The organism is Parageobacillus galactosidasius (assembly GCF_002217735.1).
Taxonomy (GTDB): Bacteria; Bacillota; Bacilli; order Bacillales; family Anoxybacillaceae; genus Parageobacillus_B; species Parageobacillus_B toebii.
This window is the reverse complement of sequence record NZ_NDYL01000002.1, coordinates 864,810-889,240: the sequence shown is the minus strand read 5'-3', so window position 1 is coordinate 889,240 and position 24,431 is coordinate 864,810. Positions and strand designations below refer to the sequence as shown.

Annotated in this window: 32 protein-coding genes, 2 pseudogenes and 1 other annotated feature; of the genes and pseudogenes, 29 read left to right on the top strand and 5 right to left on the bottom strand. The window is 42.4% G+C overall.

Going from position 1 to position 24,431, the window contains the following annotated elements; genetic code table 11:
* Positions 1-56: 56 nt before the first annotated feature.
* Positions 57-914, bottom strand: a complete 858-nt coding sequence (gene proI, locus B9L23_RS14040; protein ID WP_089097892.1) for a pyrroline-5-carboxylate reductase ProI — start codon at positions 912-914, stop codon at positions 57-59.
* 43 nt (positions 915-957) lie between these two features.
* Positions 958-1,188, bottom strand: a binding site (T-box leader).
* A gap of 180 nt (positions 1,189-1,368) precedes the next feature.
* Between proI and B9L23_RS14035 the strand changes: the two genes are divergently transcribed.
* Positions 1,369-2,340 carry an MBL fold metallo-hydrolase gene (locus tag B9L23_RS14035; protein WP_089098336.1) on the top strand — a complete coding sequence of 324 codons (972 nt, stop codon included), beginning with the start codon at positions 1,369-1,371 and terminating at the stop codon, positions 2,338-2,340.
* Entirely contained in the window at positions 2,331-3,119 is a 789-nt protein-coding gene (locus tag B9L23_RS14030; RefSeq protein ID WP_081188178.1) for an SDR family NAD(P)-dependent oxidoreductase, read from the top strand. The genes B9L23_RS14035 and B9L23_RS14030 overlap by 10 nt, the downstream gene beginning before the upstream one ends.
* A 26-nt stretch (positions 3,120-3,145) precedes the next feature.
* Here the strand turns inward: B9L23_RS14030 and B9L23_RS14025 are convergent, their stop codons facing one another.
* On the bottom strand, positions 3,146-3,349 hold the full coding sequence (locus B9L23_RS14025) for a YqzH family protein (RefSeq protein ID WP_245842430.1): 204 nt from the start codon (positions 3,347-3,349) through the stop codon (positions 3,146-3,148).
* 6 nt (positions 3,350-3,355) lie between these two features.
* The gene (locus tag B9L23_RS14020) at positions 3,356-3,568 is read right to left on the bottom strand and encodes a CDGSH iron-sulfur domain-containing protein (protein WP_081188182.1); all 213 of its coding nucleotides are present in this window, start codon (positions 3,566-3,568) and stop codon (positions 3,356-3,358) included.
* A gap of 89 nt (positions 3,569-3,657) precedes the next feature.
* Between B9L23_RS14020 and B9L23_RS14015 the strand changes: the two genes are divergently transcribed.
* The 5 genes and pseudogenes from B9L23_RS14015 to B9L23_RS20140 form a co-directional block, all read left to right on the top strand.
* A complete protein-coding gene (locus B9L23_RS14015; protein ID WP_015864396.1) occupies positions 3,658-3,996 on the top strand; it encodes an iron-sulfur cluster biosynthesis family protein in 339 nt (112 codons plus the stop codon).
* Positions 3,986-4,225 carry a YqkC family protein gene (locus tag B9L23_RS14010; RefSeq protein ID WP_015864395.1) on the top strand — a complete coding sequence of 80 codons (240 nt, stop codon included), beginning with the start codon at positions 3,986-3,988 and terminating at the stop codon, positions 4,223-4,225. Before B9L23_RS14015 ends, B9L23_RS14010 begins: the two co-directional genes overlap by 11 nt.
* A gap of 249 nt (positions 4,226-4,474) precedes the next feature.
* On the top strand, positions 4,475-4,783 hold the full coding sequence (locus B9L23_RS14005; protein WP_089098335.1) for an ArsR/SmtB family transcription factor: 309 nt from the start codon (positions 4,475-4,477) through the stop codon (positions 4,781-4,783).
* Between the two features lie 14 nt (positions 4,784-4,797).
* Positions 4,798-4,992 (top strand): annotated as a pseudogene (locus tag B9L23_RS14000) (cation efflux transmembrane domain-containing protein); the annotation flags it as partial.
* A gap of 68 nt (positions 4,993-5,060) precedes the next feature.
* Positions 5,061-5,180 (top strand): annotated as a pseudogene (locus B9L23_RS20140) (NAD(P)-binding protein); the annotation flags it as partial.
* Between the two features lie 212 nt (positions 5,181-5,392).
* Here B9L23_RS20140 and B9L23_RS20550 read toward each other — a convergent pair.
* Positions 5,393-5,566 carry a hypothetical protein gene (locus B9L23_RS20550; protein ID WP_169712573.1) on the bottom strand — a complete coding sequence of 58 codons (174 nt, stop codon included), beginning with the start codon at positions 5,564-5,566 and terminating at the stop codon, positions 5,393-5,395.
* Between the two features lie 83 nt (positions 5,567-5,649).
* Here B9L23_RS20550 and tnpB point away from each other — a divergent pair, with 83 nt between their 5' ends.
* Both tnpB and B9L23_RS13990 read left to right on the top strand, forming a co-directional pair.
* Positions 5,650-6,771 (top strand): IS200/IS605 family element RNA-guided endonuclease TnpB, encoded by a 1,122-nt coding sequence (gene tnpB, locus B9L23_RS13995; protein WP_089097890.1) that lies wholly within the window; start codon positions 5,650-5,652, stop codon positions 6,769-6,771.
* A gap of 268 nt (positions 6,772-7,039) precedes the next feature.
* Positions 7,040-7,273: a YqkE family protein gene (locus B9L23_RS13990; RefSeq protein ID WP_062678565.1), complete on the top strand. Its 234-nt coding sequence runs from the start codon at positions 7,040-7,042 to the stop codon at positions 7,271-7,273.
* A 165-nt stretch (positions 7,274-7,438) separates the two neighbouring features.
* Here B9L23_RS13990 and B9L23_RS13985 read toward each other — a convergent pair whose 3' ends face one another.
* Entirely contained in the window at positions 7,439-8,359 is a 921-nt protein-coding gene (locus tag B9L23_RS13985; protein WP_081188186.1) for an aldo/keto reductase, read from the bottom strand.
* A gap of 121 nt (positions 8,360-8,480) precedes the next feature.
* On the opposite strand from B9L23_RS13985, the gene B9L23_RS13980 reads away from it, so the two are divergent.
* From B9L23_RS13980 to B9L23_RS13885, 20 genes are all read left to right on the top strand, one after another.
* A complete protein-coding gene (locus tag B9L23_RS13980) occupies positions 8,481-9,041 on the top strand; it encodes an NUDIX domain-containing protein (protein ID WP_089097889.1) in 561 nt (186 codons plus the stop codon).
* The gene (locus B9L23_RS13975; RefSeq protein WP_081188188.1) at positions 9,034-10,197 is read left to right on the top strand and encodes an endonuclease Q family protein; all 1,164 of its coding nucleotides are present in this window, start codon (positions 9,034-9,036) and stop codon (positions 10,195-10,197) included. Before B9L23_RS13980 ends, B9L23_RS13975 begins: the two co-directional genes overlap by 8 nt.
* 111 nt (positions 10,198-10,308) lie before the next feature.
* Positions 10,309-10,956: a stage II sporulation protein M gene (gene spoIIM, locus B9L23_RS13970; protein ID WP_062752821.1), complete on the top strand. Its 648-nt coding sequence runs from the start codon at positions 10,309-10,311 to the stop codon at positions 10,954-10,956.
* Positions 10,957-11,070: 114 nt separating this feature from the next.
* Positions 11,071-11,535 carry a ferric iron uptake transcriptional regulator gene (gene fur, locus B9L23_RS13965; RefSeq protein ID WP_015864387.1) on the top strand — a complete coding sequence of 155 codons (465 nt, stop codon included), beginning with the start codon at positions 11,071-11,073 and terminating at the stop codon, positions 11,533-11,535.
* A gap of 99 nt (positions 11,536-11,634) precedes the next feature.
* Positions 11,635-11,847: a YqzK family protein gene (locus tag B9L23_RS13960; protein WP_015864386.1), complete on the top strand. Its 213-nt coding sequence runs from the start codon at positions 11,635-11,637 to the stop codon at positions 11,845-11,847.
* 7 nt (positions 11,848-11,854) lie between these two features.
* Positions 11,855-12,751 (top strand): site-specific tyrosine recombinase XerD, encoded by an 897-nt coding sequence (gene xerD, locus B9L23_RS13955; RefSeq protein WP_041269934.1) that lies wholly within the window; start codon positions 11,855-11,857, stop codon positions 12,749-12,751.
* 231 nt (positions 12,752-12,982) lie between these two features.
* Entirely contained in the window at positions 12,983-14,164 is a 1,182-nt protein-coding gene (gene deoB, locus B9L23_RS13950) for a phosphopentomutase (RefSeq protein ID WP_015864384.1), read from the top strand.
* Between the two features lie 13 nt (positions 14,165-14,177).
* Positions 14,178-15,020 carry a purine-nucleoside phosphorylase gene (locus tag B9L23_RS13945; protein WP_089097888.1) on the top strand — a complete coding sequence of 281 codons (843 nt, stop codon included), beginning with the start codon at positions 14,178-14,180 and terminating at the stop codon, positions 15,018-15,020.
* Positions 15,017-16,318 carry a pyrimidine-nucleoside phosphorylase gene (locus B9L23_RS13940; protein WP_089097887.1) on the top strand — a complete coding sequence of 434 codons (1,302 nt, stop codon included), beginning with the start codon at positions 15,017-15,019 and terminating at the stop codon, positions 16,316-16,318. Before B9L23_RS13945 ends, B9L23_RS13940 begins: the two co-directional genes overlap by 4 nt.
* A gap of 121 nt (positions 16,319-16,439) precedes the next feature.
* Positions 16,440-17,621 (top strand): D-alanyl-D-alanine carboxypeptidase family protein, encoded by a 1,182-nt coding sequence (locus B9L23_RS13935; RefSeq protein WP_062752816.1) that lies wholly within the window; start codon positions 16,440-16,442, stop codon positions 17,619-17,621.
* A 137-nt stretch (positions 17,622-17,758) separates the two neighbouring features.
* Positions 17,759-18,100, top strand: a complete 342-nt coding sequence (gene spoIIAA / locus B9L23_RS13930; RefSeq protein ID WP_373467274.1) for an anti-sigma F factor antagonist — start codon at positions 17,759-17,761, stop codon at positions 18,098-18,100.
* Entirely contained in the window at positions 18,100-18,540 is a 441-nt protein-coding gene (gene spoIIAB / locus B9L23_RS13925) for an anti-sigma F factor (protein WP_081188196.1), read from the top strand. Before spoIIAA ends, spoIIAB begins: the two co-directional genes overlap by 1 nt.
* A gap of 13 nt (positions 18,541-18,553) precedes the next feature.
* Entirely contained in the window at positions 18,554-19,306 is a 753-nt protein-coding gene (gene sigF / locus B9L23_RS13920; RefSeq protein WP_081188198.1) for an RNA polymerase sporulation sigma factor SigF, read from the top strand.
* Between the two features lie 147 nt (positions 19,307-19,453).
* The gene (locus B9L23_RS13915) at positions 19,454-20,077 is read left to right on the top strand and encodes a stage V sporulation protein AA (protein WP_015864377.1); all 624 of its coding nucleotides are present in this window, start codon (positions 19,454-19,456) and stop codon (positions 20,075-20,077) included.
* A complete protein-coding gene (locus B9L23_RS13910) occupies positions 20,067-20,495 on the top strand; it encodes a stage V sporulation protein AB (protein WP_089097886.1) in 429 nt (142 codons plus the stop codon). The genes B9L23_RS13915 and B9L23_RS13910 overlap by 11 nt, the downstream gene beginning before the upstream one ends.
* 15 nt (positions 20,496-20,510) lie before the next feature.
* The gene (locus B9L23_RS13905; protein ID WP_089097885.1) at positions 20,511-20,948 is read left to right on the top strand and encodes a SpoVA/SpoVAEb family sporulation membrane protein; all 438 of its coding nucleotides are present in this window, start codon (positions 20,511-20,513) and stop codon (positions 20,946-20,948) included.
* Between the two features lie 19 nt (positions 20,949-20,967).
* Positions 20,968-21,984, top strand: a complete 1,017-nt coding sequence (spoVAD, locus tag B9L23_RS13900) for a stage V sporulation protein AD (RefSeq protein WP_081188200.1) — start codon at positions 20,968-20,970, stop codon at positions 21,982-21,984.
* Positions 21,984-22,334, top strand: coding sequence for a SpoVA/SpoVAEb family sporulation membrane protein (locus B9L23_RS13895; RefSeq protein ID WP_081188202.1), 351 nt, complete (start codon positions 21,984-21,986; stop codon positions 22,332-22,334). The genes spoVAD and B9L23_RS13895 overlap by 1 nt, the downstream gene beginning before the upstream one ends.
* Positions 22,335-22,340: 6 nt before the next feature.
* Positions 22,341-22,919 (top strand): stage V sporulation protein SpoVABEA, encoded by a 579-nt coding sequence (gene spoVAEA / locus B9L23_RS13890; protein ID WP_015864372.1) that lies wholly within the window; start codon positions 22,341-22,343, stop codon positions 22,917-22,919.
* Positions 22,900-24,372 (top strand): spore germination protein, encoded by a 1,473-nt coding sequence (locus B9L23_RS13885; RefSeq protein WP_211278816.1) that lies wholly within the window; start codon positions 22,900-22,902, stop codon positions 24,370-24,372. Before spoVAEA ends, B9L23_RS13885 begins: the two co-directional genes overlap by 20 nt.
* The last annotated feature ends 59 nt before the right edge of the window (positions 24,373-24,431 follow it).

The following is a 24,431-nucleotide window of genomic DNA, read 5'->3' as shown; positions in this document are numbered from 1 at the left end:
AATTAGGCTAGCTGCAAGCCCACGGCTTTAGCCGTTGGGTAGTTGACTTACAACATTTAGCGAGATGGAGCGGCAGCGCGAGGAAGAGAAGAAGAAACAAGCGCTTTTCCTAACTCTTCAGATCGCTCCGTTGCCCGTTTGATACAAGCAACAACCGCTTCCTGGTATCGGTAACGCTCCAGCACTTGAATGCCAGCTTCGGTCGTTCCGCCCGGACTAGTTACTTCTTTGCGCAAGATAGAAGGATGTTTGTTCGTTGCTTGCAACATTTGTGCCGCGCCGATAATTGTTTGCAAAATCAATTCTTTTGCGACAGTACGGTCAAGTCCGATTTCTTCCGCCGCTTTTTCCATTGCTTCCACTAAATAATAGACATAGGCAGGTCCGCTTCCGGAAAGCCCTGTAACGGCGTGCAAATCATGTTCAGGAACGACCGTGACAATGCCCACCGTCTCAAACAACGTTTTCGCAATCGCCAAATGTGTTTCAGTAGCAAAACGGCCTTGAGAGATGGCGGTGGCAGACTGACCGATCGTTGCTGACGTATTTGGCATGGCGCGAATCACCGCAACGTTTTTACCAATTAGTGAAACGATGGTTTCCGTCGTAACGCCAGCCAGCACGGAAATGATCAGCTGATGTTCGCCAATCATTGGAGCAATGGAAATGATGCCTTCTGCCGCGTCTTTCGGCTTCATCGCTAAAATGACAATATCGGCTTCTTTTACCGCTTTTTCTTTATTGGTTTCGATCCGGACTCCATACGTTTTTTTCATATATTCAAGACGCTTTTGATTACAACGGTTTGTTATAATAATTTGTTCAGGCTGGTACAATGTTTTTGTCATTCCGGAAACAAGTGCTTCTGCCATCGAACCGGCACCGATAAACGTAATGGTCGTTTCTCGTTTCACGGCAATTCCTCCTTTTGATCAAATAAAAAAGACCTTGCATCCTAAAAAGGACGGAAGGTCTTGTTTCCGCGGTACCACCTTTTTTGACTCTTTTGCCGACAAACGGCCAAAAAAGAGTCCACCTCTTCACCGATAACGCCGGTTGAGCGTTTAGGTTTTCCTAACAGCTCATGGGGTAGGTTCAACCACGAAGAGGGTAATGAAACCTTCCAGCCTATGGGTTTCACTCTCTGGATACCATTCATGGTTTACTGGCCCCACTCATTGCCCGTTTGCAATGTTTAATTTTGTTTGCAATTATGCAATGAAAACAGGTGTGTTGTCAATAGGAAAAGATAATTTTTTTGTGAATTATTCGAAAAAAATGACAAACCGATAAAATCGGTGTAAACTGTTAAATATCATTATTGTCGATTTATTTTATAAATATATCATTAGAAGGGGATCGTCGATGATGAATGAACATATTTATCGCATCGTCGTGCCGACGCCGTTTCCGGTTGGAAATGTAAACATGTACTTGATTAAAGGAGATAGCTTGACTCTGATTGATGCCGGTGTGAAAACAGAAGAGGCGTGGCGCTCGTTTCAACAGCAGCTTCGTCAAATTGGATATGCTCCTTCCGACATTGATCAAGTTGTCATTACCCATCACCATCCTGACCATGTCGGCTTGCTCGATTATTTACCAGATACAATTCCGGTCATTGGCCATCAGAAAGCAGATCGCTGGCTTCGCCAGGACGAAACATTTTTTCAACAACATCAACGATTTTTTGAACAGTTTTTGTTAGAGTGTGGCGTGGATCGTTCGTTTCTCGCAGAACTTCCAAATTTACGGGGCTCGCTCCGCTATGCATGTCATCGTCCGCTTACCGCTACGGTCAAAGAAGGTGATTTGCTGCCGGGCTTGCCGCATTGGAAAGTAATTGAAACACCGGGACATGCCCAAAGCCATGTTGTGTTTTACCGCGAAACAGACGGTGCGATGATTGGTGGAGATCATTTGCTTTTACATATTTCTCCAAATCCATTGATGGAGCCGCCTTTTCCAGGAGAAACGGAGCGCCCGAAACCATTAGTGCAGTATAACGCTTCATTGCTTAAAATGCGTGATTATGATATTTCTTTTGTAATGACTGGACACGGAGAAGATGTGACTGACGTATCGGAGTTGATTGAAAAACGGCTTCGCAAACAACGGGAGCGCGCCGAGCAAGTGCTCGATATGCTTAAGCAAGGACCGCATACGGTATTTGAAGTTTGCCAAAAGCTATTTCCTACTGTATATCAACAAGAGTTTATATTAACGATGTCTGAAACGATTGGGCAGCTTGATTACTTAGAAGAGAACGGCGCAGTGAGAAAGACAAAAGTAAATGATTATTACATTTATGAAGCGATGGAGGGATCTATTTGCGGATAGAAGGCAAACATATCGTCATTACTGGAGCGTCAAGCGGCATCGGTGAACAGATCGCCTATGAAGCGGCACGCCAAAAGGCGCTGCCGGTGTTGCTTGCCAGAAATGAAGAAAAGTTGAAAGCGGTGGCAAGACAAATTGAACATACATATGGCATTTCGCCACGTTATTATCGGTTGGATGTGAGTGATACAGATGCGGTAGAAACGGTGTTTCAACAATTATTTCGTGATGTCCAAACGGTTGATGTATTAGTAAATAACGCAGGTTTTGGCGTGTTTCGCAATGTGGAAGACATTGATATCGAGGAAATGAAAGACATGTTTGCTGTCAATGTATTTGGTTTAATCGCTTGCACAAAAATAGTATATTTACATATGCAAAAAAGGCGAAGCGGCCATATTATTAATATTGCTTCACAAGCAGGAAAATTGGCAACTCCAAAATCGAGCGTATACGCAGCTACCAAACATGCGGTGCTTGGGTTTACGGACAGCTTGCGGATGGAGGCGGAACAGTACGGGATTTTTGTTACTGCTGTGAACCCGGGGCCGATTCGGACGAATTTTTTCCATGTCGCCGACCAATCAGGGGAATATGTAAAAAATGTGGAACGATGGATGCTTTCGCCGGAAAAAGTAGCAAAACAGGTCGTTTCGGTTATGATGACGCCGACAAGGGAAGTAAATATGCCGCGCTGGATGAATATTGGGAGTCAACTCTATCGCTTATTTCCATCCGTGGTCGAGAAAGTCGGGAAACGTGCATTCTTCAAAAAATAGCACTCCCTGCTGCATAACAAGGAGTGTTATTTCGTTATATATTCATAAATGACATCATGCACAATTTCGTACATATCCATATCTTCATAGTTTGTTTTTTCTAGTAAAATTTTTTCGCACAACTGTTTCCATTCGAAGTCATGAAGAAACAGAGATTCCGTGTCATGTCCATATTGAAGAAAGCAGTTGCGAATAAGCTTTTTTATCCATTTTTCGTCCAACGATGCCACTTCCTATCATTGCGATTCGGACGGAGTGGCGCGGACAACAGAGTGGAATTTGCCTTTATGGGTACCGTCACAAAATGGCATATTGTTGGACAGACCACATCGGCAAAGCGAAAAGGTTTGTTTAGTTACAAATTTATTTCCTTCCGCATCAATAAGCTCCACATCGCCAGTAATGCGATAGGAGCCGTTATCGTTCACTTTAATTTGCACTTTTGACATGATTGAATTCCTCCTTTTTATTTTGACAGCAATTTGCATATGTAGGTACAATAGGAGCAGAAACAAGAAGAAAAGGAGCATCGTGTAGCGTGAATATTACATTTACAGATAAAGCGATCAAACAGCTTACTCCTATTTTAGCGCAAACAGGGCGAATGTTGAAGCTAAAATATGACACAGATGGATGCGGATGCCTCGTTGACGGTGTCATTGCCTTATGGCTCGTCGATGAAGCAGATGAGGACGATATCGCTGTCGAGACGAATTTCGTTCCTGTTTTTGTGGAAAAGTCCCGTCTCGTGTTCTATGATGATGTGATGACGATTGACGTTGTCGAAGGGACGAGCAGTTTTTTGCTGAAAAGCCCTGGACAAATTTTAAGTCCACGCATGCCGCTTATAGAAGTGAGTGAACAACATGAAAGATAAGCTGAAACAAATCGCCAATGTAGCGAAGCAAAAAACATGGGTATCATTTTTGCATGAAAATGACCCGTACAGTTTGCTGCATTGGTCGATTGCCGGCGTCTATCATGAGCCAAAAGACGTCTGGCTTTTGCAAAATGAAATGACGTTTGAGACAAAAGAATTTGCCACACTAGATGAAGCAATAGCGTGGATGGATGAGCATATGCCTAATATCACGGAAATTTTATAAAAAGAGGATGCCCCAAAAGGATCGCTTTTGGGACACCCTCTTTTTTATGCATATTTTTATAACCTCTAGATATATAAGCTGGCTTTATACTAATTACCCTTATATTTGTACTTTTTATAAACTCCTATACTCCTTAAAAAGGGGGGTATAAAGCTATATTTTCCTTAACTTGACAAAAACCTATTTTTATTAAATAATTATATATGAACATATGCTCATATTTAGTTTTCATGAGAGAGGTTATGTATGATGAACAAAAATAAACATTCTTTTTTGTCTTCTGAAACTGTTGAAAGTGTATCACTCATTTTTAAAGCGTTGGCTGACCCAACACGAATCAAGATACTTTACTTATTGTCGCAAGAAGAATGTTCAGTAAACCATATCGCTGAAGTATTGGAGATGTCTCAATCGGCAATTTCCCATCAATTAAGCATGTTGAGAAATCTACGATTAGTGAAATATCGCCGTGAGGGAAAAACATTGCTTTATTCTTGTGATGACGAACACGTAATTTCTTTATTAATGCAAGCCATTCACCATTCTGAACATCATTAAGGGGGCGTTTTATAATGCATCATCACCACCATTCTCACGACCACCACGGTCATGGACATCATCACCATGATCTAGGCAGAGAAGGTAATAAAAAAGGGCTTACAATTGCACTTCTCATTACCGCTGGAATTATGTTATTGGAGTTCTTTGGGGGGTTAATTACCCATAGTCTGGCTTTACTATCCGATTCTGGCCATATGCTTAGTGATGTCAAATTGAAACATCTAAAATCCATCACGGGGAAATGAAGGTCTAACCCCTTTCGGAGCTGGTTGAAATGCAACACAATGTCGATGTTCTTATTATTGGTGCGGATCAAGCAGGGTTAGCGATGGGATATTATCTAAAACAAAATAATATATTGTTTGTGATTGTTGATAAGGAAGATCGAATCGGAGTATTTGATAAATGATATTTTAAAATAAATGCTTTTTTCTGCTCGCCCTTTGTTTTTCTTATTGTCTAGCTTCGACGGCTAGCCTTCTTCTGCCAAATAACCTTCTCCCTCAGGGTGCAAGCGCCTGAGAGAGAAGAACATTTGCCCTTCGCGGTTAAGCAGCTTGCCTTCGCTTTTCTTTATCTAAAATAAGCAAGAAGACTCCCACCTCTTTAGGTGGGAGATGAATTGCTTTCTTTTTCTTGACGTTCTGACTGTTCAAGAGCCACTTGCAACAGATGAAAAATGGTTTGTGTGCGAGTACCAAACCCTTTTTGTTCTTTGTATTTGTCCACTTTCTCTAAAAGAGTTTTTGGAAAACGTAATACAACTGATTGCTTTTCCATGCTTTCACCCCTTAAAAATGATATACATTTAATATCAATTATGATATACTATGTATATAATAACACAAAAGGAGGTGAAAGTCATGATAGTCAATAAAGCATATAAATTTCGCATCTATCCAAACAAACAGCAAGAAGTGTTGATTAATAAAACCTTTGGATGCTGTCGATTTGTATTCAACCATTTTCTTGCTAAGTGGAACGATGCTTACAAAGAAACAGGAAAAGGATTGTCATACAATACTTGTAGTTCACAGTTAACCCAACTGAAAAAAGAATTTACATGGCTAAAAGAAGTGGATAGTATTGCGATTCAAACCTCATTGAAACATTTAGCAGATGCATTTACTCGTTTTTTTAAAGGTCAAAATAAATCTCCTCGTTTTAAAACAAAAAAGAATCCAATTCAATCCTACACAACGAAATATACAAATGGGAATATCAAAATTGAAAATAACCGTATCAAACTTCCTAAACTCGGATGGATTCGTTTTGCGAAAAGTAGAGAAGTTGAAGGTCGCATAATAAATGTAACGATCAGAAGAAATGCAAGTGGAAAATATTTTATTTCTGTTTTGACAGAAACAGAAATAAAGCCATTGTCTAAAACAGATTCTGCGATTGGAATTGATGTTGGATTAAAACATTTTGCCATTCTTTCTAATGGTGAAGTATTTGAAAATCCAAAATGGTTGCGAAAATTAGAGAGGAAACTGATTCGTGAACAACGAAAACTTTCAAGAAGAAAAATAGGTGGTTCTAATTGGAATAAACAAAGAATTAAAGTCGCTCGCATTCATGAAAAAATCGTTAATGCTCGTAAAGATTATTTACATAAACTCTCCACCTATATTGTCAAAAACCACGACATAATAGGTGTAGAGGATTTATCAGTGAAAAATATGTTAAAAAATCACAAGTTAGCCAAATCAATTAGTGAAGTGAGTTGGTCAGAATTCATTTCGATGCTCGAATATAAATGCAAATGGTATGGTAAACAATTGGTCAAAGTGGCAAAAAACTTTCCTTCAAGCCAATTGTGTTCATCTTGCGGTTATCAAAATAAGAATGTAAAAAATCTGAACTTACGTGAATGGGTTTGTCCTAATTGTGGGACACATCATGACAGGGATTTGAATGCGAGTATAAATCTGCGTAATGAAGCATTACGCTTAACCGCTGGAACGGCGGGGATCGCCTACTAAATATTCGCTCGATAGAGCGAAGTTCGTAGGAATCTCCCACTTCTAAGCGAAGCGAAAGTGGGAGTAGTTCAATGCTGAGCGTTTTGGCGTTTTGTTGGATGGATCGCTTTTTCTAATTCTTCTTTTGCGATTGTTTGTTTTACGGTATCAGCAGTTGGTTTTCCTTTTTGCGCTCTGTTTTTTGCCATTTCGTTTAACTCCTTTTCTTGAAAGTGTTTGTTTTTATCATGGAAGAATGAACAACGTTTTATACATTGGAGGGATAGGTGTGAACAAGAAACAAAAAAATCGAGCAGACGAATTGCTTACGCTGAAGGATCGTTTAAATGAGGAATTGTTCGCTAAGCTGAAGGAGAAAAAACGGGAATTGGAACAACAAGAACAGCGACGAAAAGAGGAAGAAGAAGCACGGAGACGAGAGGAGCAGCGCAAACGCGAACAACAAAAAACATTTGAAGAGTTGCTGAATGAGAGCAATTTGGATTGGCGGAATTTTAAGTAAATCGTTGAATGGAGATATCCTGTTTTATGGGAGAGCGGAGAAATCCGCATACAAAGCGTGATTTTTCTTGCGGCGAATTTTCGGATGCCAATCACGCTGTTTGTTCGCTGTCGGATGTGTATTTGCGGAAAGAGAAAGTTCTCTTTCCGCATCATTGTAAGTATCCTATCGATGCATTTCATATACGGAAGCTTTCGTATGCTGACGGAGCCATTCATATTCTTCCTCTGTTAAGCGTGGGGCGGAAGCGGCGTTTATGTTTTCGATGAGCTGCTCGACGCTGCTCGCTCCTGGAATGACAGCGGCAACAACCGGATCATATAAACAAAACTGCAGCGCCGTTGCGGTGAACGAACGGTGTTCGGCCGTTTTCGCTTTTAACTTTGGAAGCAGCGTCTGCAATTCCTCATATGTATAATCAAGATAACCGTTTTTCTTGACGGAATCGCTCGCCGCCTCTAGCGGCCGCTCTGTGAGCAATCCTTTCGCGACAGGTCCGCGGGCGATGACGCTGATGTTGTGTTCGCGCAAAAGCGGAAACCACTCTTCTGGTCGGCGGTCAAGCAGGCTGTATTGCATCATGACGCTGACGATATTGGAACGTTTTACATATTCACGAATAACGTTTGGACGAATCGAGGAAATGCCGTAATAGCGGATCACCCCTTCTTGTTTTAATTCTTCGAACGCTTCAATCGTTTCGTCGATCGGGTCATCGATCGTACCGCCGTGAAGCTGATATAAGTCAATGTAATCCGTTTGCAGACGGCGCAAGCTTTCTTTTACTTCCGATTTAATGTATTTTTTGGACGGATCCCAAAACCAGCCGTCTTTTCCGTCTTCCCAGCGGTTGCCCACTTTTGTTGCAAGGATGACTTGATCGCGTTTTCCTTTGATTGCTTTTCCGACAAATTCTTCATTTAGTCCACGGTCATAAAGGTCGGCCGTGTCTAAATAGTTAATGCCCCGTTCTAACGCCTCATGAATAATGCGAATCGCTTTTTTTTCGTCCGTGCCAAGCGACATGCAGCCGAGCCCGATTTCGCTGACATATAAATCCGATAAGCCGATGCGGCGCTTTTGCATGATGCGGATCCTCCTTTAATTAAAATAATCATTTTTTTCATTGTACACCCGAAAGTAAAACTTGCTCAAATGATGTAGTACAATAAGTTGGGAAAGATATTATTAGATGGGAGAGAAGAACATGGACCATTTAGTGGAAAAAACGATTCGCAAAGAAAAAATATTTAACGGCAAAGTAGTTCAATTGTATGTGGAAGACGTACAGCTGCCAAATGGGAAAACGAGCAAACGGGAAGTTATTAAACATCCAGGAGCGGTGGCCATTATCCCAATTACAAAGGAAGGAAAGCTAGTGCTCGTTCGACAATACCGAAAAGCACTGGAACGGGTATTAGTAGAAATTCCGGCGGGCAAGTTAGAAAAAGGGGAGGAGCCGCTTGCCACAGCACAGCGTGAATTAGAAGAGGAAACAGGCTGCCGCGCCCAGTCGATGCGCCATATCGTGTCATTTTATACATCGCCGGGATTTGCCGATGAGCTGATTCACTTATATATGGCGGAAGGGCTGGAGAAATTGGAAGATGCCGTATCGCTCGATGAAGATGAATTCGTCGATATTTTAGAAGTGACGTTGGAGGAGGCGCTGGAAATGCTTGAAAAACGCGAGATTTATGATGCCAAAACAGCATATGCGCTGCAATATTTGCAATTGCGTCGTGTCCTAGGAGAAGAAAATGCATAACTATTATGTTGATTTACATATCCATATCGGCCGCACCGCTTCCGGAAGGTCAGTAAAAATTACAGGTGCAAAAACATTAACGCTCACAAACATTTTACACGACGCAGTACATGTAAAAGGATTAAATATGGTTGGCATTATTGACTGCCATGTTCCGGAAGTGCTTGATGAGTTGGAACGGGGAATGGAAGAGAAAGGGTGGAAAGAGCACGATGGCGGCGGTGTTGCGATCGATTCTATCACGTTATTGTTAGGAAGCGAAATCGAAATATATGATGAGCATTGTCAAGGCCCTATTCACGTGCTTGTCTTTTTACCGACGATTGCGGCAATGCGTACGTTTTCTGCATGGCTAAAAAAGCGTGTGAAAAACATTTCCCTCAGTTCGCAGCGCATGTATGGAACGGGCCGTGAATTACAGGCGTTTGTAAAACAATTAGGCGGTTTATTTGTTCCAGCGCATGCGTTTACTCCGTTTAAAAGTTTGTATGGCAAAGGAGTGAAAAAAAGCTTGACCGAGGTGTTCGACCCTGATGCCATTGATGCGATAGAACTGGGGTTAAGCGCTGATACCGAGATGGCCGACCAAATCGCCGAACTTCATCGCTATCCATACATTTCTAATTCCGATGCCCATTCGCTGCGAAAATTGGCGCGTGAATACCAAGTGATTCGCATGAACGCTCCGACGTTTGCCGAATTAAAAAAAGCGTTGCGAAATCAGGAGGAAAGAGCGATTATCGCCAACTATGGGTTAAATCCGAAACTAGGAAAGTATCATCAAACGACATGTGAACGATGTTTCAAGCCGATGAGCCCTCGCGAAAAACGATGCCCATCATGCGGCCATCACCGGCAAATTAAAGGAGTGTTTGACCGTCTTAAGGAGCTAAAAACAGGCGGAACGCCACCGGAACGCCCACCGTATATTTATCAAGTACCGCTTGAGTTCATCCCAGGACTTGGGGCGAAAACATATGAAAAATTACTCGCCCGTTTCGGTACGGAAATGTACGTGCTCCATCAAGCGACAGAAGAAGAATTAAAGCAGAGCGTAGGAGAAAAACTAGCTAAACTCATCATGCTCGCGCGCAGGGGAGAGCTTTCAATTCAGGCCGGGGGCGGCGGAAAATACGGAAAAATCGCTTCGGAATAGAAGCGATTTTTTGTATACGGAGTTGTCTTCTCTTTCTTTTCTTGCAAATAAGTCATACATCGAAGAATGTTTCATACAATCTACTAAGAGGGTGATAGGGGGAAGAAAAAAATGAGAAGACATCCGGTAAAATCAATGATCGCTGTACATATGCGCGAGCATGCTCCTATGTATTTATTTGTGATTGTGCTATTTTTAATGGGAGTGATTTTTGGAGCGATTGTTGTCAACAGTTTAAACTTTAGCCAGAAACAAGATTTATACTACTATTTAACGCAATTTTTTGGACAAGTATCAAAAGGAAATATTGCAAGCGCCCATGATATGTTTCAACAAAGTTATTTTCATAATTTAAAATATGTCGCTTTAATGTGGGTGCTAGGCATTTCAATTATAGGATTGCCTATTATTTTAATTTTGCTATTTTTAAAAGGAATTGTTGTCGGATTTACTGTCGGATTTTTGGTGAACCAAATGGGATGGCAAGGGTTTTTATTATCTTTTGTGTCTGTAATGCCGCAAAATTTAATTATCATTCCAGCTTTTGTAATCATGGGAGTGATTTCTGTTTCCTTTTCATTGCAAATGGTGCGCAATCAATTTATGAAACGGGGACATGAACCAATTTTTCCGATGATTATGCGCTATACGATGGCGATGATGTTGATTAGTGTGAGTCTGCTCGTTTCCTCATCCCTAGAGGCATACGTATCACCGTTATTTATGAAACAAGTAATCGAGATGGTCGGACATAAATAATTATTTCTATTATATAATAACCATTTTTGTTCTTTTATAATAATAATTTTATTTTGATACTTCCCTCTTTCTTTTGTTATAATGGTAGTTGAATGACGTGGGAGGGAATAAAAGATGGAAGATCGAGTCGACCGAATTAAAAAGCAATTGCATACCGCCGGTTATAAATTAACACCGCAGCGAGAAGCAACAGTACGTGTCTTGTTAGAACATGAGGAAGATCATTTAAGCGCAGAAGACGTCTACCTCCTCGTTAAAGAAAAATCTCCAGAAATCGGATTAGCTACTGTATATCGTACACTCGAGCTGTTAACCGAACTAAAAATTGTCGATAAAATCAATTTTGGGGATGGTGTATCTCGCTACGATCTGCGCAAAGAAGGAGCAGCTCACTTTCATCATCATTTAGTTTGTATTGAATGTGGATCAGTAGCGGAAATTCAAGAAGATTTATTAGAGGAAGTAGAAGAAATTGTGGAACGAGACTGGAAGTTTAAAATTAAAGATCATCGCCTAACGTTCCATGGCATTTGTTATCGTTGCCAACAAAAACATGAGGAAGAACAAAATAAAAAGTAAAAAACCTTTTCCGATGGGAAAGGTTTTTTTATGGTATAAAAGAAAAAAAACATGGCATATCCTCATAATAAGCATGATTGGAAATGAGGAGGAACGGCCATGAAAACGATATGGCAGATGATAAAAGTATTTCTTTTATTTACGGGTTGTACAATTTTATTTTATTATAGTCTTATATGGTTCAATCGAGAATACGATAATTATCACCGCTATGATGAGCCACAAGGATCAGCGGTGAAAGTTTCAGCCGTCGAAAACTCGACATTGGAATGGATGGATCGACTATTATTTTTCTATCGCAATGGGGAGTAGAGAAATGTTGGAATATGAATTGAAAGATTTTCTGCATTATTTGACGGTAGAGCGAAATTTGGCAAAAAATACGATTATTTCTTATGAAAGAGATTTAAAAAAGTATGCGCATTATTTGCGCCACGTCGAGCAAATTCAATCGTGGAATGACGTGACGCGCCTTCATATTATGCAATTTTTAAAGTTTTTAAAGGAAAAAGGAAACTCTCCAAAGACGATTGCGCGCCATATTGCATCGATCCGTTCGTTTCATCAATTTCTTCTTCGTGAAAAAGTAGCGGAACAAGACCCATCGGTGCATATCGAATCGCCGCAAATGGAGCGGACGTTGCCAAAAGTGCTGTCGCTCGAAGAAGTCGAGGCGCTCTTAGAAGCGCCGAAAACGAATACACCAATCGGCGTTCGCGATAAAGCGATGCTAGAATTATTGTACGCGACCGGAATGCGTGTCAGCGAGCTTGTGAACTTAAATCTTTCCGATGTGCATTTGACGATGGGGTTTGTCCGCTGTTACGGGAAAGGGAAGAAGGAGCGCATCGTGCCGGTCGGCAGCATGGCGTTAAACGCATTAAAAGTATATCTTGAAACCGCGCGTCCGAAGCTAATCAACTCGAAAAAAAGGACAACCGATGCATTATTTTTAAACCATCATGGCGAACGTTTGACACGGCAAGGTTTTTGGAAGATTTTGAAGAAACTCGCGAAAGAAGCAAACATCGAAAAAGAGCTGACACCGCATACACTAAGACATTCATTCGCCACCCATCTCCTTGAAAATGGCGCCGATTTGCGCGCCGTGCAGGAATTATTAGGCCATGCCGATATTTCAACAACGCAAATTTATACGCACGTTACGAAAACGCGTTTAAAAGATGTGTATAAGCAATACCATCCACGTGCATAGCTTTCTGTTGCTTGCAAAAAACACCCGCTTGTGGCGAGCGGGTGTTTTGTTTTGACACTCCGCATCTCTGTTTTTCATTGTGCTCTTTTCTGTTTTTTTATTGCGCATAATTATGAAAACGTTTTATAATATGGTTGTCAGACTTCTGACCAATATAATGTTGATGTGTGAATAAGTGTTTTGGGAATGATAAAAAAGATAGATCATTTGATGAAGACAGGAGGCATAATAATGGGTTATACATACAAACGGGTATTTTTAATTGTCATGGACTCTGTCGGCATTGGAGAAGCGCCAGATGCCGAAAAGTATAATGATAAAGGTGCGGATACGCTTGGACATATTGCTGAGTATCGCGGCGGATTGCATATGCCAAACATGGCGAAGCTCGGCTTAAGCAACATTCGCGAAATTAAAGGCATTCCGAAAGCGGAAAAACCGCTAGCCTATTACACAAAAATGCAAGAGGCATCCGCCGGAAAAGATACGATGACGGGTCACTGGGAAATTATGGGGCTTCATATTGACAAACCGTTCCAAGTGTTCCCAAATGGTTTCCCAAAAGAATTGATTGACGAATTGGAAAAACGAACGGGCCGAAAAGTTATCGGAAACAAACCGGCAAGCGGTACGGCGATTATTGAAGAGCTTGGCAAAGAGCATATGGAAACAGGGGCACTCATCGTTTATACTTCGGCGGATTCCGTATTGCAAATTGCTGCACACGAAGAAGTGGTTCCGCTTGAAGAACTGTATCACATTTGCAAAATTGCTCGTGAATTAACGCTTGATGAAAAATATATGGTCGGCCGCGTGATCGCTCGTCCGTTCATCGGCACGCCTGGCAATTTCCAGCGCACAGCGAACCGGCATGATTATGCGTTAAAACCGTTCGGCCGTACAGTAATGAACGAATTAAAAGACGCGGGATATGAAGTGATCGCAATCGGAAAAATTTCCGATATTTATGATAATGAAGGAGTTACGCAATCGTTGCGGACAAAATCCAATATGGACGGAATGGATAAATTGGTAGACACGCTGAAAATGGATTTCACCGGACTCAGTTTCGTCAATCTCGTTGATTTTGATGCACTGTACGGCCATCGCCGCGATCCAAAAGGATACGGGGATGCGCTTGAGGAGTTTGACGCCCGTCTTTCCGACGTGTTTCCTCTTTTGAAGGATGACGATCTGCTGATCATTACGGCTGACCATGGAAATGATCCAGTCCACCACGGTACAGACCATACTCGTGAATACGTACCGCTTCTTGTCTATAGTCCAAGCATGAACGGCGGAAAAGAGCTGCCGCTTCGTAAAACATTTGCCGATGTTGGCGCAACCATCGCAGAAAACTTTCAAGTGAACATGCCGCCGCACGGAACAAGCTTTTTAGCAGATTTGAAATAGGAGGATGGAAATCATGAATAAACAGGCGATTGAAAAAGCAGCTCGTTATTTGCAAGATAAATTCCCGACACCGCCCCGAATTGGTTTAATTCTTGGATCGGGTCTTGGCGTGCTCGCGGATGAAATCGAACAAGCGGTAAAAATTCCGTATGAACAAATTCCAGAGTTTCCTGTTTCTACAGTGGAAGGGCATGCCGGCCGGCTTGTTTACGGCCAGCTTGAAGGTGCGACCGTTGTCGCCATGCAAGGACGTTTCCACTACTATGAAGGGTACAGCATGGATCAAGTGACATTCCCCATCCGCGTGATGAAAGCGCTCGGCGTCAAAGAGCTAATCGTAACGAACGCGGCAGGAGGGGTGAATGAACGGTTTCAGCCGGGGGATTTAATGATTATTACGGACCATATCAATAACATGGGCACTAACCCATTAATCGGCCCGAATGACCCAGAGCTTGGTGTGCGCTTTCCGGATATGACGGAAGCTTATAGCAAGCGGCTGCGCAACATTGCAAAAGAGGTAGCGGCGAATCTCCATATTCCGATTCAAGAGGGAGTTTATGTAGCGAATACCGGTCCTTCTTACGAAACGCCAGCAGAAATCCGCATGATTCGCGCGATTGGCGGTGACGCGGTCGGCATGTCGACCGTACCGGAAGTGATTGTTGCGCGCCATGCGCAAATGGAAGTATTGGGCATTTCCTGCATCTCCAATATGGCGGCAGGGATTTTAGATCAGCCGCTTACGCACGATGAGGTCATAGAAACGACGGAAAAAGTAAAAGCAAACTTTTTGCAGTTAGTCAAAGCGATTGTCGCCGAAATGGCAAAAAACGAAAAAGGTGATATTGTATGAGAATGGTGGATTTAATCGCGAAAAAAAGGGATGGCCACGCTCTTACAAAAGAGGAAATTGAATTTATCATTCGCGGCTATACAAACGGGGATATTCCGGATTATCAAATGAGCGCATTTGCGATGGCGGTGTTTTTCCGCGGCATGACCGAAGAAGAAACGGCGGCGCTGACGATGGCGATGGTTCATTCGGGAGATGTCATCGATTTATCGAAAATCGAAGGAATTAAAGTCGATAAACACTCAACCGGCGGCGTCGGCGATACGACGACGCTAGTGTTAGGACCGCTCGTTGCGTCTGTCGGTGTGCCGGTCGCGAAAATGTCGGGCCGCGGCCTCGGGCATACAGGCGGGACGATTGATAAATTAGAATCGGTTCCAGGATTTCATGTGGAAATTGACAACAACCAATTTATCGAGCTTGTTAATAAAAATAAAATCGCGATTATCGGCCAGACAGGCAATTTAACACCGGCTGATAAAAAGCTGTATGCGCTCCGCGACGTCACAGCAACGGTAAACAGCATTCCGCTCATCGCTTCGTCGATTATGAGCAAAAAAATCGCCGCTGGTGCGGATGCGATTGTTTTAGATGTCAAAACAGGCGCTGGTGCATTTATGAAAGATTTAGAAGGGGCAAAACAACTCGCAAAAGCGATGGTTGAAATCGGCAAGCGCGTCGGCCGGAAAACGATGGCGGTTATTTCCGATATGAGCCAGCCGCTCGGATACGCAGTTGGCAACGCGCTCGAAGTAAAAGAAGCGATTGATACACTCAAAGGAAAAGGGCCGGAAGATTTACAAGAGCTATGTTTGACGCTTGGAAGCTATATGGTATATTTAGCGGAAAAAGCATCTTCATTAGAGGAAGCGCGTGCGTTATTAGAAACATCGATTCAAGAAGGAAAAGCGCTAGAAACGTTCAAAGTGTTTCTAAAAGCGCAAGGCGGCGATGCATCGGTTGTCGATGACCCATCCAAACTGCCGCAAGCAAAATATCAATGGGAGTTAGAAGCTCCGGAAGATGGATATGTCGCGGAGATTATTGCTGACGAAGTTGGAACAGCCGCGATGCTGCTTGGAGCGGGAAGGGCGACGAAAGAATCGGCGATCGACCTTTCTGTGGGACTTGCCTTGCGTAAAAAAGTCGGCGATCCAGTGAAAAAAGGGGAATCGCTTGTTACGATTTACAGCAATACGGAAAATATCGAAGAAGTGAAACAAAAACTTGCTAAAAGCATCCGAATCTCCCAAATTCCTGTTGCCAAACCAACGCTCATATATGAAACGATTTCATAAAAGGAGGCTGTGATCAGCCTCCATTTTTTTTGGACAAAATCTGCTGAAATTCATTGCTTCTATTGTATAAAAATATCTTATTTGGAAAAAATGTCATGTATAAAGAATGGAGGTTTGGGAGATGAAGAAGCTATTTATTCGCTTACTTCTTTTTGCGTCTATTTTCATATTGCCAATTTCCGCTAACATCCATGCGGAAGAAAACAAGACAAACACACGAGGGATTCAGCTTGCCAATGATGCAAAATCGGCTATTTTGATTGAACGGGATACCGGAACTGTCTTGTATGAAAAAAACGCCCATAAAAAACTGCCGCCGGCTAGTATGACAAAAATTATGACAATGCTTCTCATTATGGAAGCGATTGATAAGGGAGAGCTTTCTTATAAGGAAAAAGTGCGGGCGAGCGAATATGCCGCATCCATGGGTGGATCGCAAATCTTTTTAGAGCCTGGGGAAGAAATGACGGTGGATGAACTATTGCGTGGAATTGCAATCGGTTCAGGCAATGATGCGTCAGTCGCCATGGCCGAACGAATCGCGGGATCTGAAGAAGCTTTTGTCGAGATGATGAACAAGAAAGCGAAAGAACTTGGCTTGAAAAACACTTCGTTTCAAAATTCGACAGGGTTGCCTGCCGAAGGACATTATAGCAGCGCGTATGACATGGCGATGATGGCGCGAGAATTGCTTAAATATGAAGATATTACGAAGTATACCGGAATATATGAAGATTATTTGCGAGAAAACACGGATAAAAAGTTTTGGCTTGTCAATACAAACCGGCTTGTGAAATTTTATCCAGGAGTGGATGGGTTAAAAACAGGATTCACAAGCGAAGCGAAATACTGCTTAACCGCGACGGCGAAAAAGAATGGCATGCGCGTCATTGCTGTCGTATTTGGGGCATCGACGCCAAAGGATCGCAATGCGCAAATTACGAAAATGCTCGATTATGCGTTTAGTCAATACAAAACACATCCAGTTTATAAACGGAACGAAATCATTGCTCGTGTCAATGTAAGTAAAGGAAAGAAAAAAGCGATTGCTCTTGTTACATCAGAGCCAATCTCTGTATTAACGAAAAAAGGACAATCTATCGATCAAATAGAAAAAGTGATCCAAACAAAAGAAAACGTAAAAGCGCCAATTAAAAAAGGAGACGAGCTTGGTGTACTGATTTTAAAACAAGATGGAAAAGAACTGTTGCGGAGTCCAATTGTTGCGAAAGAAAATGTAGCAGAAGCAAGCTGGTGGGATTTATTTAAACGGACGTTGCAAAATTTTACGAAATCCGCATAAACATTGTCAGCTTTTGTAGTAGGTTTTCTACATTTAGCGAATCGACACTAGTTTTGTCATCAAGCAGGATTTTTATCGGAATGTAGCGAAACTTCTCCCTATCCGAAATGAACAAGGGGGAAAACGCTGTGAGTCTGATGATGGACTTTGAAGTAAAACAAGACGTATTAATCATTCGACTTTCAGGAGAGCTTGACCATCATACAGCCGAAGAACTTCGGGAAAAAGTAACGGATACGATGGAAAGAGAGTCGATTCGCCATATTGTGTTTAATTTAGAACATTTGACGTTTATGGATAGCTCCGGACTTGGAGTGATTTTAGGACGTTATAAACAAATCAAAAACCTTGGCGGAGAAATGATTGTATGCTCCATTTCTCCAACGGTAAAACGCCTGTTTGAAATGTCTGGGCTGTTTAAAATTATTCGTTTAGAAAACAATGAACAATTCGCATTAGAGACATTGGGGGTGGCATAATGCGAAACGAAATGCACCTCCAATTCTCCGCACTTAGCCAAAATGAATCGTTTGCCCGCGTTACGGTCGCTGCGTTTGTGGCACAGCTTGATCCGACAATGGATGAACTAACGGAAATCAAAACCGTTGTCTCTGAAGCGGTGACCAACGCGATTATTCACGGATATAATAACGATCCAAACGGAATCGTATACATTTCCGTTGTGATTGAAGACGGAGTCGTACATTTAACCATTAAAGATGAAGGGGTTGGCATTGCCAATATTGAAGAGGCGCGCCAGCCATTGTTTACAACAAAGCCAGAATTAGAGCGATCTGGAATGGGATTTACCATCATGGAAAACTTTATGGATGAAGTCATCGTGCAGTCGGAAGTGAACAAAGGCACAACCGTTTATTTGAAGAAATATATAACGAAGAGCAAAGCCTTATGTAACTAAGGGAGACATGCCTATGGATGTCGATGTCAAGCAAGATCAGACGCCAATAAAAGATCACGAAATGAAGGAGCTTATTCGCCGCAGCCAAGAAGGCGACCAAGAGGCGCGCGATGAAATTATTGAAAAAAACATGCGCCTCGTTTGGTCGGTCGTCCAGCGCTTTTTAAACCGCGGCTACGAGCCGGACGATTTATTTCAAATTGGCTGTATCGGCTTGTTAAAGTCCGTCGATAAGTTTGATTTATCGTATGATGTTAAATTTTCCACATATGCCGTACCGATGATTATCGGCGAAATCCAGCGGTTTATTCGCGATGATGGAACGGTAAAAGTGAGCCGTTCTTTAAAAGAAATGGGCAATAAAATCCGAAAAGCGAAAGATGAGCTCTCGAAAAAACAGGGACGAGCACCAACAGTTACGGAAATTGCTGATTATTTGGAGATTTCTCCGGAGGATGTAGTGCTTGCCCAAGAGGCGATCCGTTCGCCTGCTTCCATTCACGAAACAGTGTACGAAAACGATGGCGATCCGATCACACTTCTTGATCAAATCGCTGATTCGGATGAAGTATCATGGTTTGATAAAATCGCGTTAAAAAAAGCGATCGAAGAACTAGACGAACGAGAACGGCTCATTGTATATTTACGCTATTATAAAGATCAAACACAATCAGAAGTGGCATCTAGATTAGGCATCTCTCAAGTGCAAGTGTCCCGGCTTGAAAAAAAGATTTTACAGCAAATAAAGGAGAGAATGGATGGGTAGACATCCATTCTTTTTTATTTTTATGAAATTGCTGGTAAACATTGTATCATCGTATGATTCCTTTTTTGCTCCAACATACTAAAGAAAAGCAATATGCTTCGCCTTTTTACACATATGAAAAAACTACAAGGTTAAGGTGTGAGGCAGATGGAAAAAACCGTCTTTATTAAGCTCCGGCATCGTGTTCAAGTGAAGCCGGGAGATGTTGTTACGATTGGCGATGTTGCGCAAATCATCGCAAATGATCGCGATGTAGCGGAGCAATTAAAAATAATTCCGCTATATAAAATTCAACCGAGTGATAAAAATATCGTCATTATTGATGTGATGAAAGTAATGCAAGCAATGATGGAAAGGGTTGGTTCATTAGATGTGCAAACAGTTGGACCATCGCAAACCATTATTGAAGTCGTTTATCAAAAGCGGCGTTTTTCCACTCCTTATTTTCTGCTTATATGGCTGTTGCTTTTCGTCGGATCCGCAATGGCCATTATGAATTTTCATGAAGATGTCAGCATGCAAGAAGTGCATCAACGTCTTTATGAGATGATGACCGGAAAAAAAATCGATAAGCCTTTGTTGCTGCAAATTCCTTATTCACTCGGATTAGGGATCGGAATGATTTTGTTTTTTAATCATGTGTTCCGCAAGCGAATTAATGAGGAGCCCAGCCCTCTTGAAGTCGAGATGTTTAATTATCAACAATCGTTAGATCAATACGTCATTTTACATGAAAACAAAGAGAGTATGAGAAAAATTGATGACGATTGAGATTTTAACCGTTATATTTGTCGGCTTCGCGGGAGGGCTCGCTGTTGGAACAGGATTTGTAGCGTTTTTAGTCGTTCTTGGCGTTATTCCCCGCTTAACGCAATTAACAAAAACGATGAAGAGGATTCGTGCTTATGAATGGAGCGCAGTAACTGGCGCGGTGGCAGGAGGATGGCTGAGCATGCGTCACTCTGTTTTATATATATCAAAATATTGGCTGATTCCAATTGGCTTACTGCATGGGGTATTTATCGGAATGCTCGCCGCCGCGCTGACGGAAGTGCTTAACGTATGGCCGATTTTAGCGAAACGCATTGGCGTTGATGATAAAATTGTCATTTTATTGATGGCGATCGTATTTGGAAAAATAGCTGGTTCGTTATTTCAATGGATCTATTTTGTTGATTATTTGCGATAAGGGGGAGAGAAAAACATGAATTTAAAAAAAAATTATCGCCAAGCGGTGAAAGCATTCCAGCCTAAACCCCCATATGTGTTTAACAGCTTAAAAGCGTTTGTTGTCGGCGGCGCGCTTTGTGCGATGACCGAGCTGTTCGCAAATTGGTACAGCCGTTTTCTGTCTATGCCGTTGCTTTCTGCTCAGCAGCTGGCGGTGATGACAATGATGTTTTTGGCGATTGTCCTCACGGGGGCGGGAAAGTATGACAATTTTAGTCAATTTGCGGGTGCAGGCGCTACTATACCGATGACTGGCTTCGCGAATGCGTTAGCAAGTGCCGCGCTCGAGCATCGAAGTGAAGGATGGACGGCGGGAATTGCCAGCCAAATGTTTAAATCAGGCGGTGCGGCGATTGTTTATGGCATTGTCGTTGCTTATCTACTTGGAATTTTATATTACATCATGTTTTAAGAAGAAAGAGGGATTTCCCATGAAGCTCGTTGGAAAGCAAACGTGGGTGTTCGAACATGATATTTACATTCAGGAAACTGGAACGGCAGTAGGACCGTTGGAAGCGGAAGGTCCGCTTCGAGCCAGCTTTGATATTACGCACGATGACTTATATTGTGGGGCAAAGACGTGGGAGTTGGCAGAGCGGCGTTTAATGCAAGAGGCGATTGTCGTTTGCTTGCAAAAAGGAAATATTTCATTCAACGATATCGACATTTTCCTTGCCGGAGATTTGCTGAATCAAAACGTCACTGCCAACTATGTCGCCCAAACGATTCCCACTCCGTTTTTAGGTATGTTTGGAGCTTGTTCTACTTCCATGCAGACAGTAGCTGTCGGCGCCGCGTTAATTGACGGCGGATTTGCTGAAACAGTATTAGCGGCAACAAGTAGTCATAATGCCGCGGCAGAACGGCAATTTCGTTATCCGACCGAATTGGGAGTACAAAAACCGGAAACAGCAACGTTTACTGTGACAGGTGCGGGAGCATTGGTCATGGGACGGAAAAGGGGAAGATGGCGCATTACTGCTGCTACAATCGGAAAAGTGATTGATGAGGGAATGACGAATCCTTTAGATATGGGATCGGCGATGGCACCGGCCGCCGCAAGCACGATTGAACAACATTTTATTGATTTAGGCGTTTCTCCCGAAGATTATGACTTAATTGTAACAGGGGATTTATCAAGAGTAGGAAGCGTTATTGTTAGACAGCTGCTTGCTGAATCAGGCTATGATGTAACGAGCAATTATAACGACTGTGGTTTAATGATTTACTGGCCGGATCAAAAAGTATTTGCCGGAGGCAGCGGATGTGCTTGCTGCGCGGTAGTAACATACGGGCATTTATTGAAAGAAATGGAACGCGGCGCGTTTCAAAAAATTTTCGTTGTCGCAACAGGAGCGCTATTTAGCCCAACGATGATGCAGCAAAAACAGTCGATTCCAGCTATTGCGCATGGTGTTGTGATTGAAGCGGCAAAGGGGGAATCATGATGGATTATGTAATGGCATTCATTGTTGGAGGAGCGATTTGTGCCATTGCCCAATCTTTAATGGATATTGGAAAGATTTCGCAAATAAAAATGATGAGCTTGCTTGTTGCGGTTGGCGCCATTTTGGGAATCAGCGGAATTTACGATCGACTTATTGCGATTGCCGGGGCAGGCGCTTCTCTTCCTATTACCGGTTTCGGTTATTTTCTCATTAAAGGGGTATTGGTACAAAAAGAGTCAAACGGATGGCTGGCCATTGGTGCAGGGATGTTTCAATTTGCCGGCGCCATTTTGTCATTTACCATTGTACTTTCATTTTTTACCGCTCTTATATGTAGGCCGAAAGGGTAATCGATTATGAAAAAAAGGCGAGTCATATTAGTAACAGACGGCGATGAGTTTGCATGCCGGACAATTCAATATATTGCTGAACAAATCGGGGGACGATGCATTTCTCGCTCCCATGGCAATCCGACAAAACTAACCGGTGAAGAACTCGTTGAACTTATTTTACAAACACCGTATGATCCCGTATTCGTCATGTTTGATGATTGCGGAGCCATTGGCGAGGGAGTGGGCGAGCAAGCGCTGAAATATGTGGCAACGCATGAACAAATTGAAGTATTAGGAGCGATTGCCGTTGCTTCCAATACTCATAAACATGAATGGACCAAAGTGCATATAAGCATCGATCGTGACGGAAACATGACGGAATATGGAGTGGATAAAGAGGGAATTCGCGAGCTAGAAATAAGCCGTATTAATGGAGATACCGTATATTGTTTAGACCAATTAAATATTCCTGTTATTGTTGGAATCGGTGATATTGGAAAAATGGGATATCGCGATCATATTAAGTACGGCTCACCAATTACACGACAAGCAGTGGAGTTAATCCTTGAAAGGAGTGAGTATCGTGACAGCCAACACCAATAAAGTTCCCATTTCGGAAAAGCTCGTCGACAATGAAAAATTTTTTAAGGAGAAAATTGGAGTTGGAACTAGTTTTGATTTAGGGGTAAGGAAAATTCATGTATTAAATAGGGAAGTACATATTTATTATTGCACCGGCTTATGTGATACGCAATTTTTAATTGAGCTATTAAAACAAATTGTCCGTATTAATGACAACGAACGGCAGACGGCACAGGCAAAGCAAATTATCGAAAACCGCCTCGTTCATCAACAAGTAAGCACTGTCAATAATTTAGATGAGGCTGTTGATCGGTTGTTATCAGGGTTAATCATCATTTTAATTGAAGGAGAATCGACGGGGTTTATCGTCGATGTACGAAGCTATCCGGGGCGGCAGCCGGAAGAACCAGATACGGAAAAAGTGGTGCGCGGGGCGCGTGATGGTTATGTAGAAAATATTATCATCAATACAGCGCTAACGCGGCGCCGCATTCGTGATGAGCGGCTTCGTTTTGAGATTTTACAAGTAGGGGAACGTTCAAAAACAGATATTTGTATTGCTTACATTAAAGATATCGCCGATCCAGGGCTTGTTGAACTTGTAAAAAAAGAACTTCAACAAATTAATATCGATGGACTGACAATGGGAGATAAAACAATAGAAGAATTTTTAGTGAAGCAAGGATATAATCCGTATCCGCTCGTCCGTTATACCGAGCGTCCAGACGTTGCTGCCACTCATTTGCTTGAAGGACATGTATTAATTATGGTAGATACGTCACCAAGCGTGATTATAACTCCTACTACGTTTTTTCATCATGTGCAACATGCCGAAGAATATCGGCAATCTCCAGCGGTCGGGACATTTGTACGCTGGGTGCGCTTTTTAGGCATTTTGACATCACTATTTTTATTGCCGCTTTGGGTGCTGTTCGTACTGGAACCATCTTTGTTGCCGGATAAATGGGCGTTTATCGGGCCAAACAAACAGACGAATATCCCAGTTATCATACAAGTTTTAATAGCCGACTTTGGAATTGAGTTTCTCCGCATGGCAGCGATTCATACCCCAACGCCGCTTTCTACCGCAATGGGCTTAATCGCCGCGGTGTTAATCGGAGAAATTGCGATCAATGTCGGATTGTTTGTCCCGGAGGTAATTTTATATATTTCTGTTTCCGCCATCGGTTCGTTTGCGACACCAAGCTATGAGTTGAGCATTGCGAATAAAATATCACGATTGTTTCTTGTCATTGCGGTGGCATTGTTTAAAGTGCCAGGGCTTGTGATCGGCACAACGGTTTATTTGCTTCTGCTGATTCGAATTCGTTCATTAAACACGCCGTACTTATGGCCGTTTATTCCGTTTGATCCGGCCGCGTTTATGCAAATTATCGTCCGTCGTTCTGTAGCGGGAGCAAAAGTAAGACCGAGCATCGTCCATCCGCAAAACCGCCGCAGGCAACCATCATAAATTTGCAAAAAGCCGCTCAAAGGACCGATTATTATTGGCTCATCAACACGCTTAGAAGT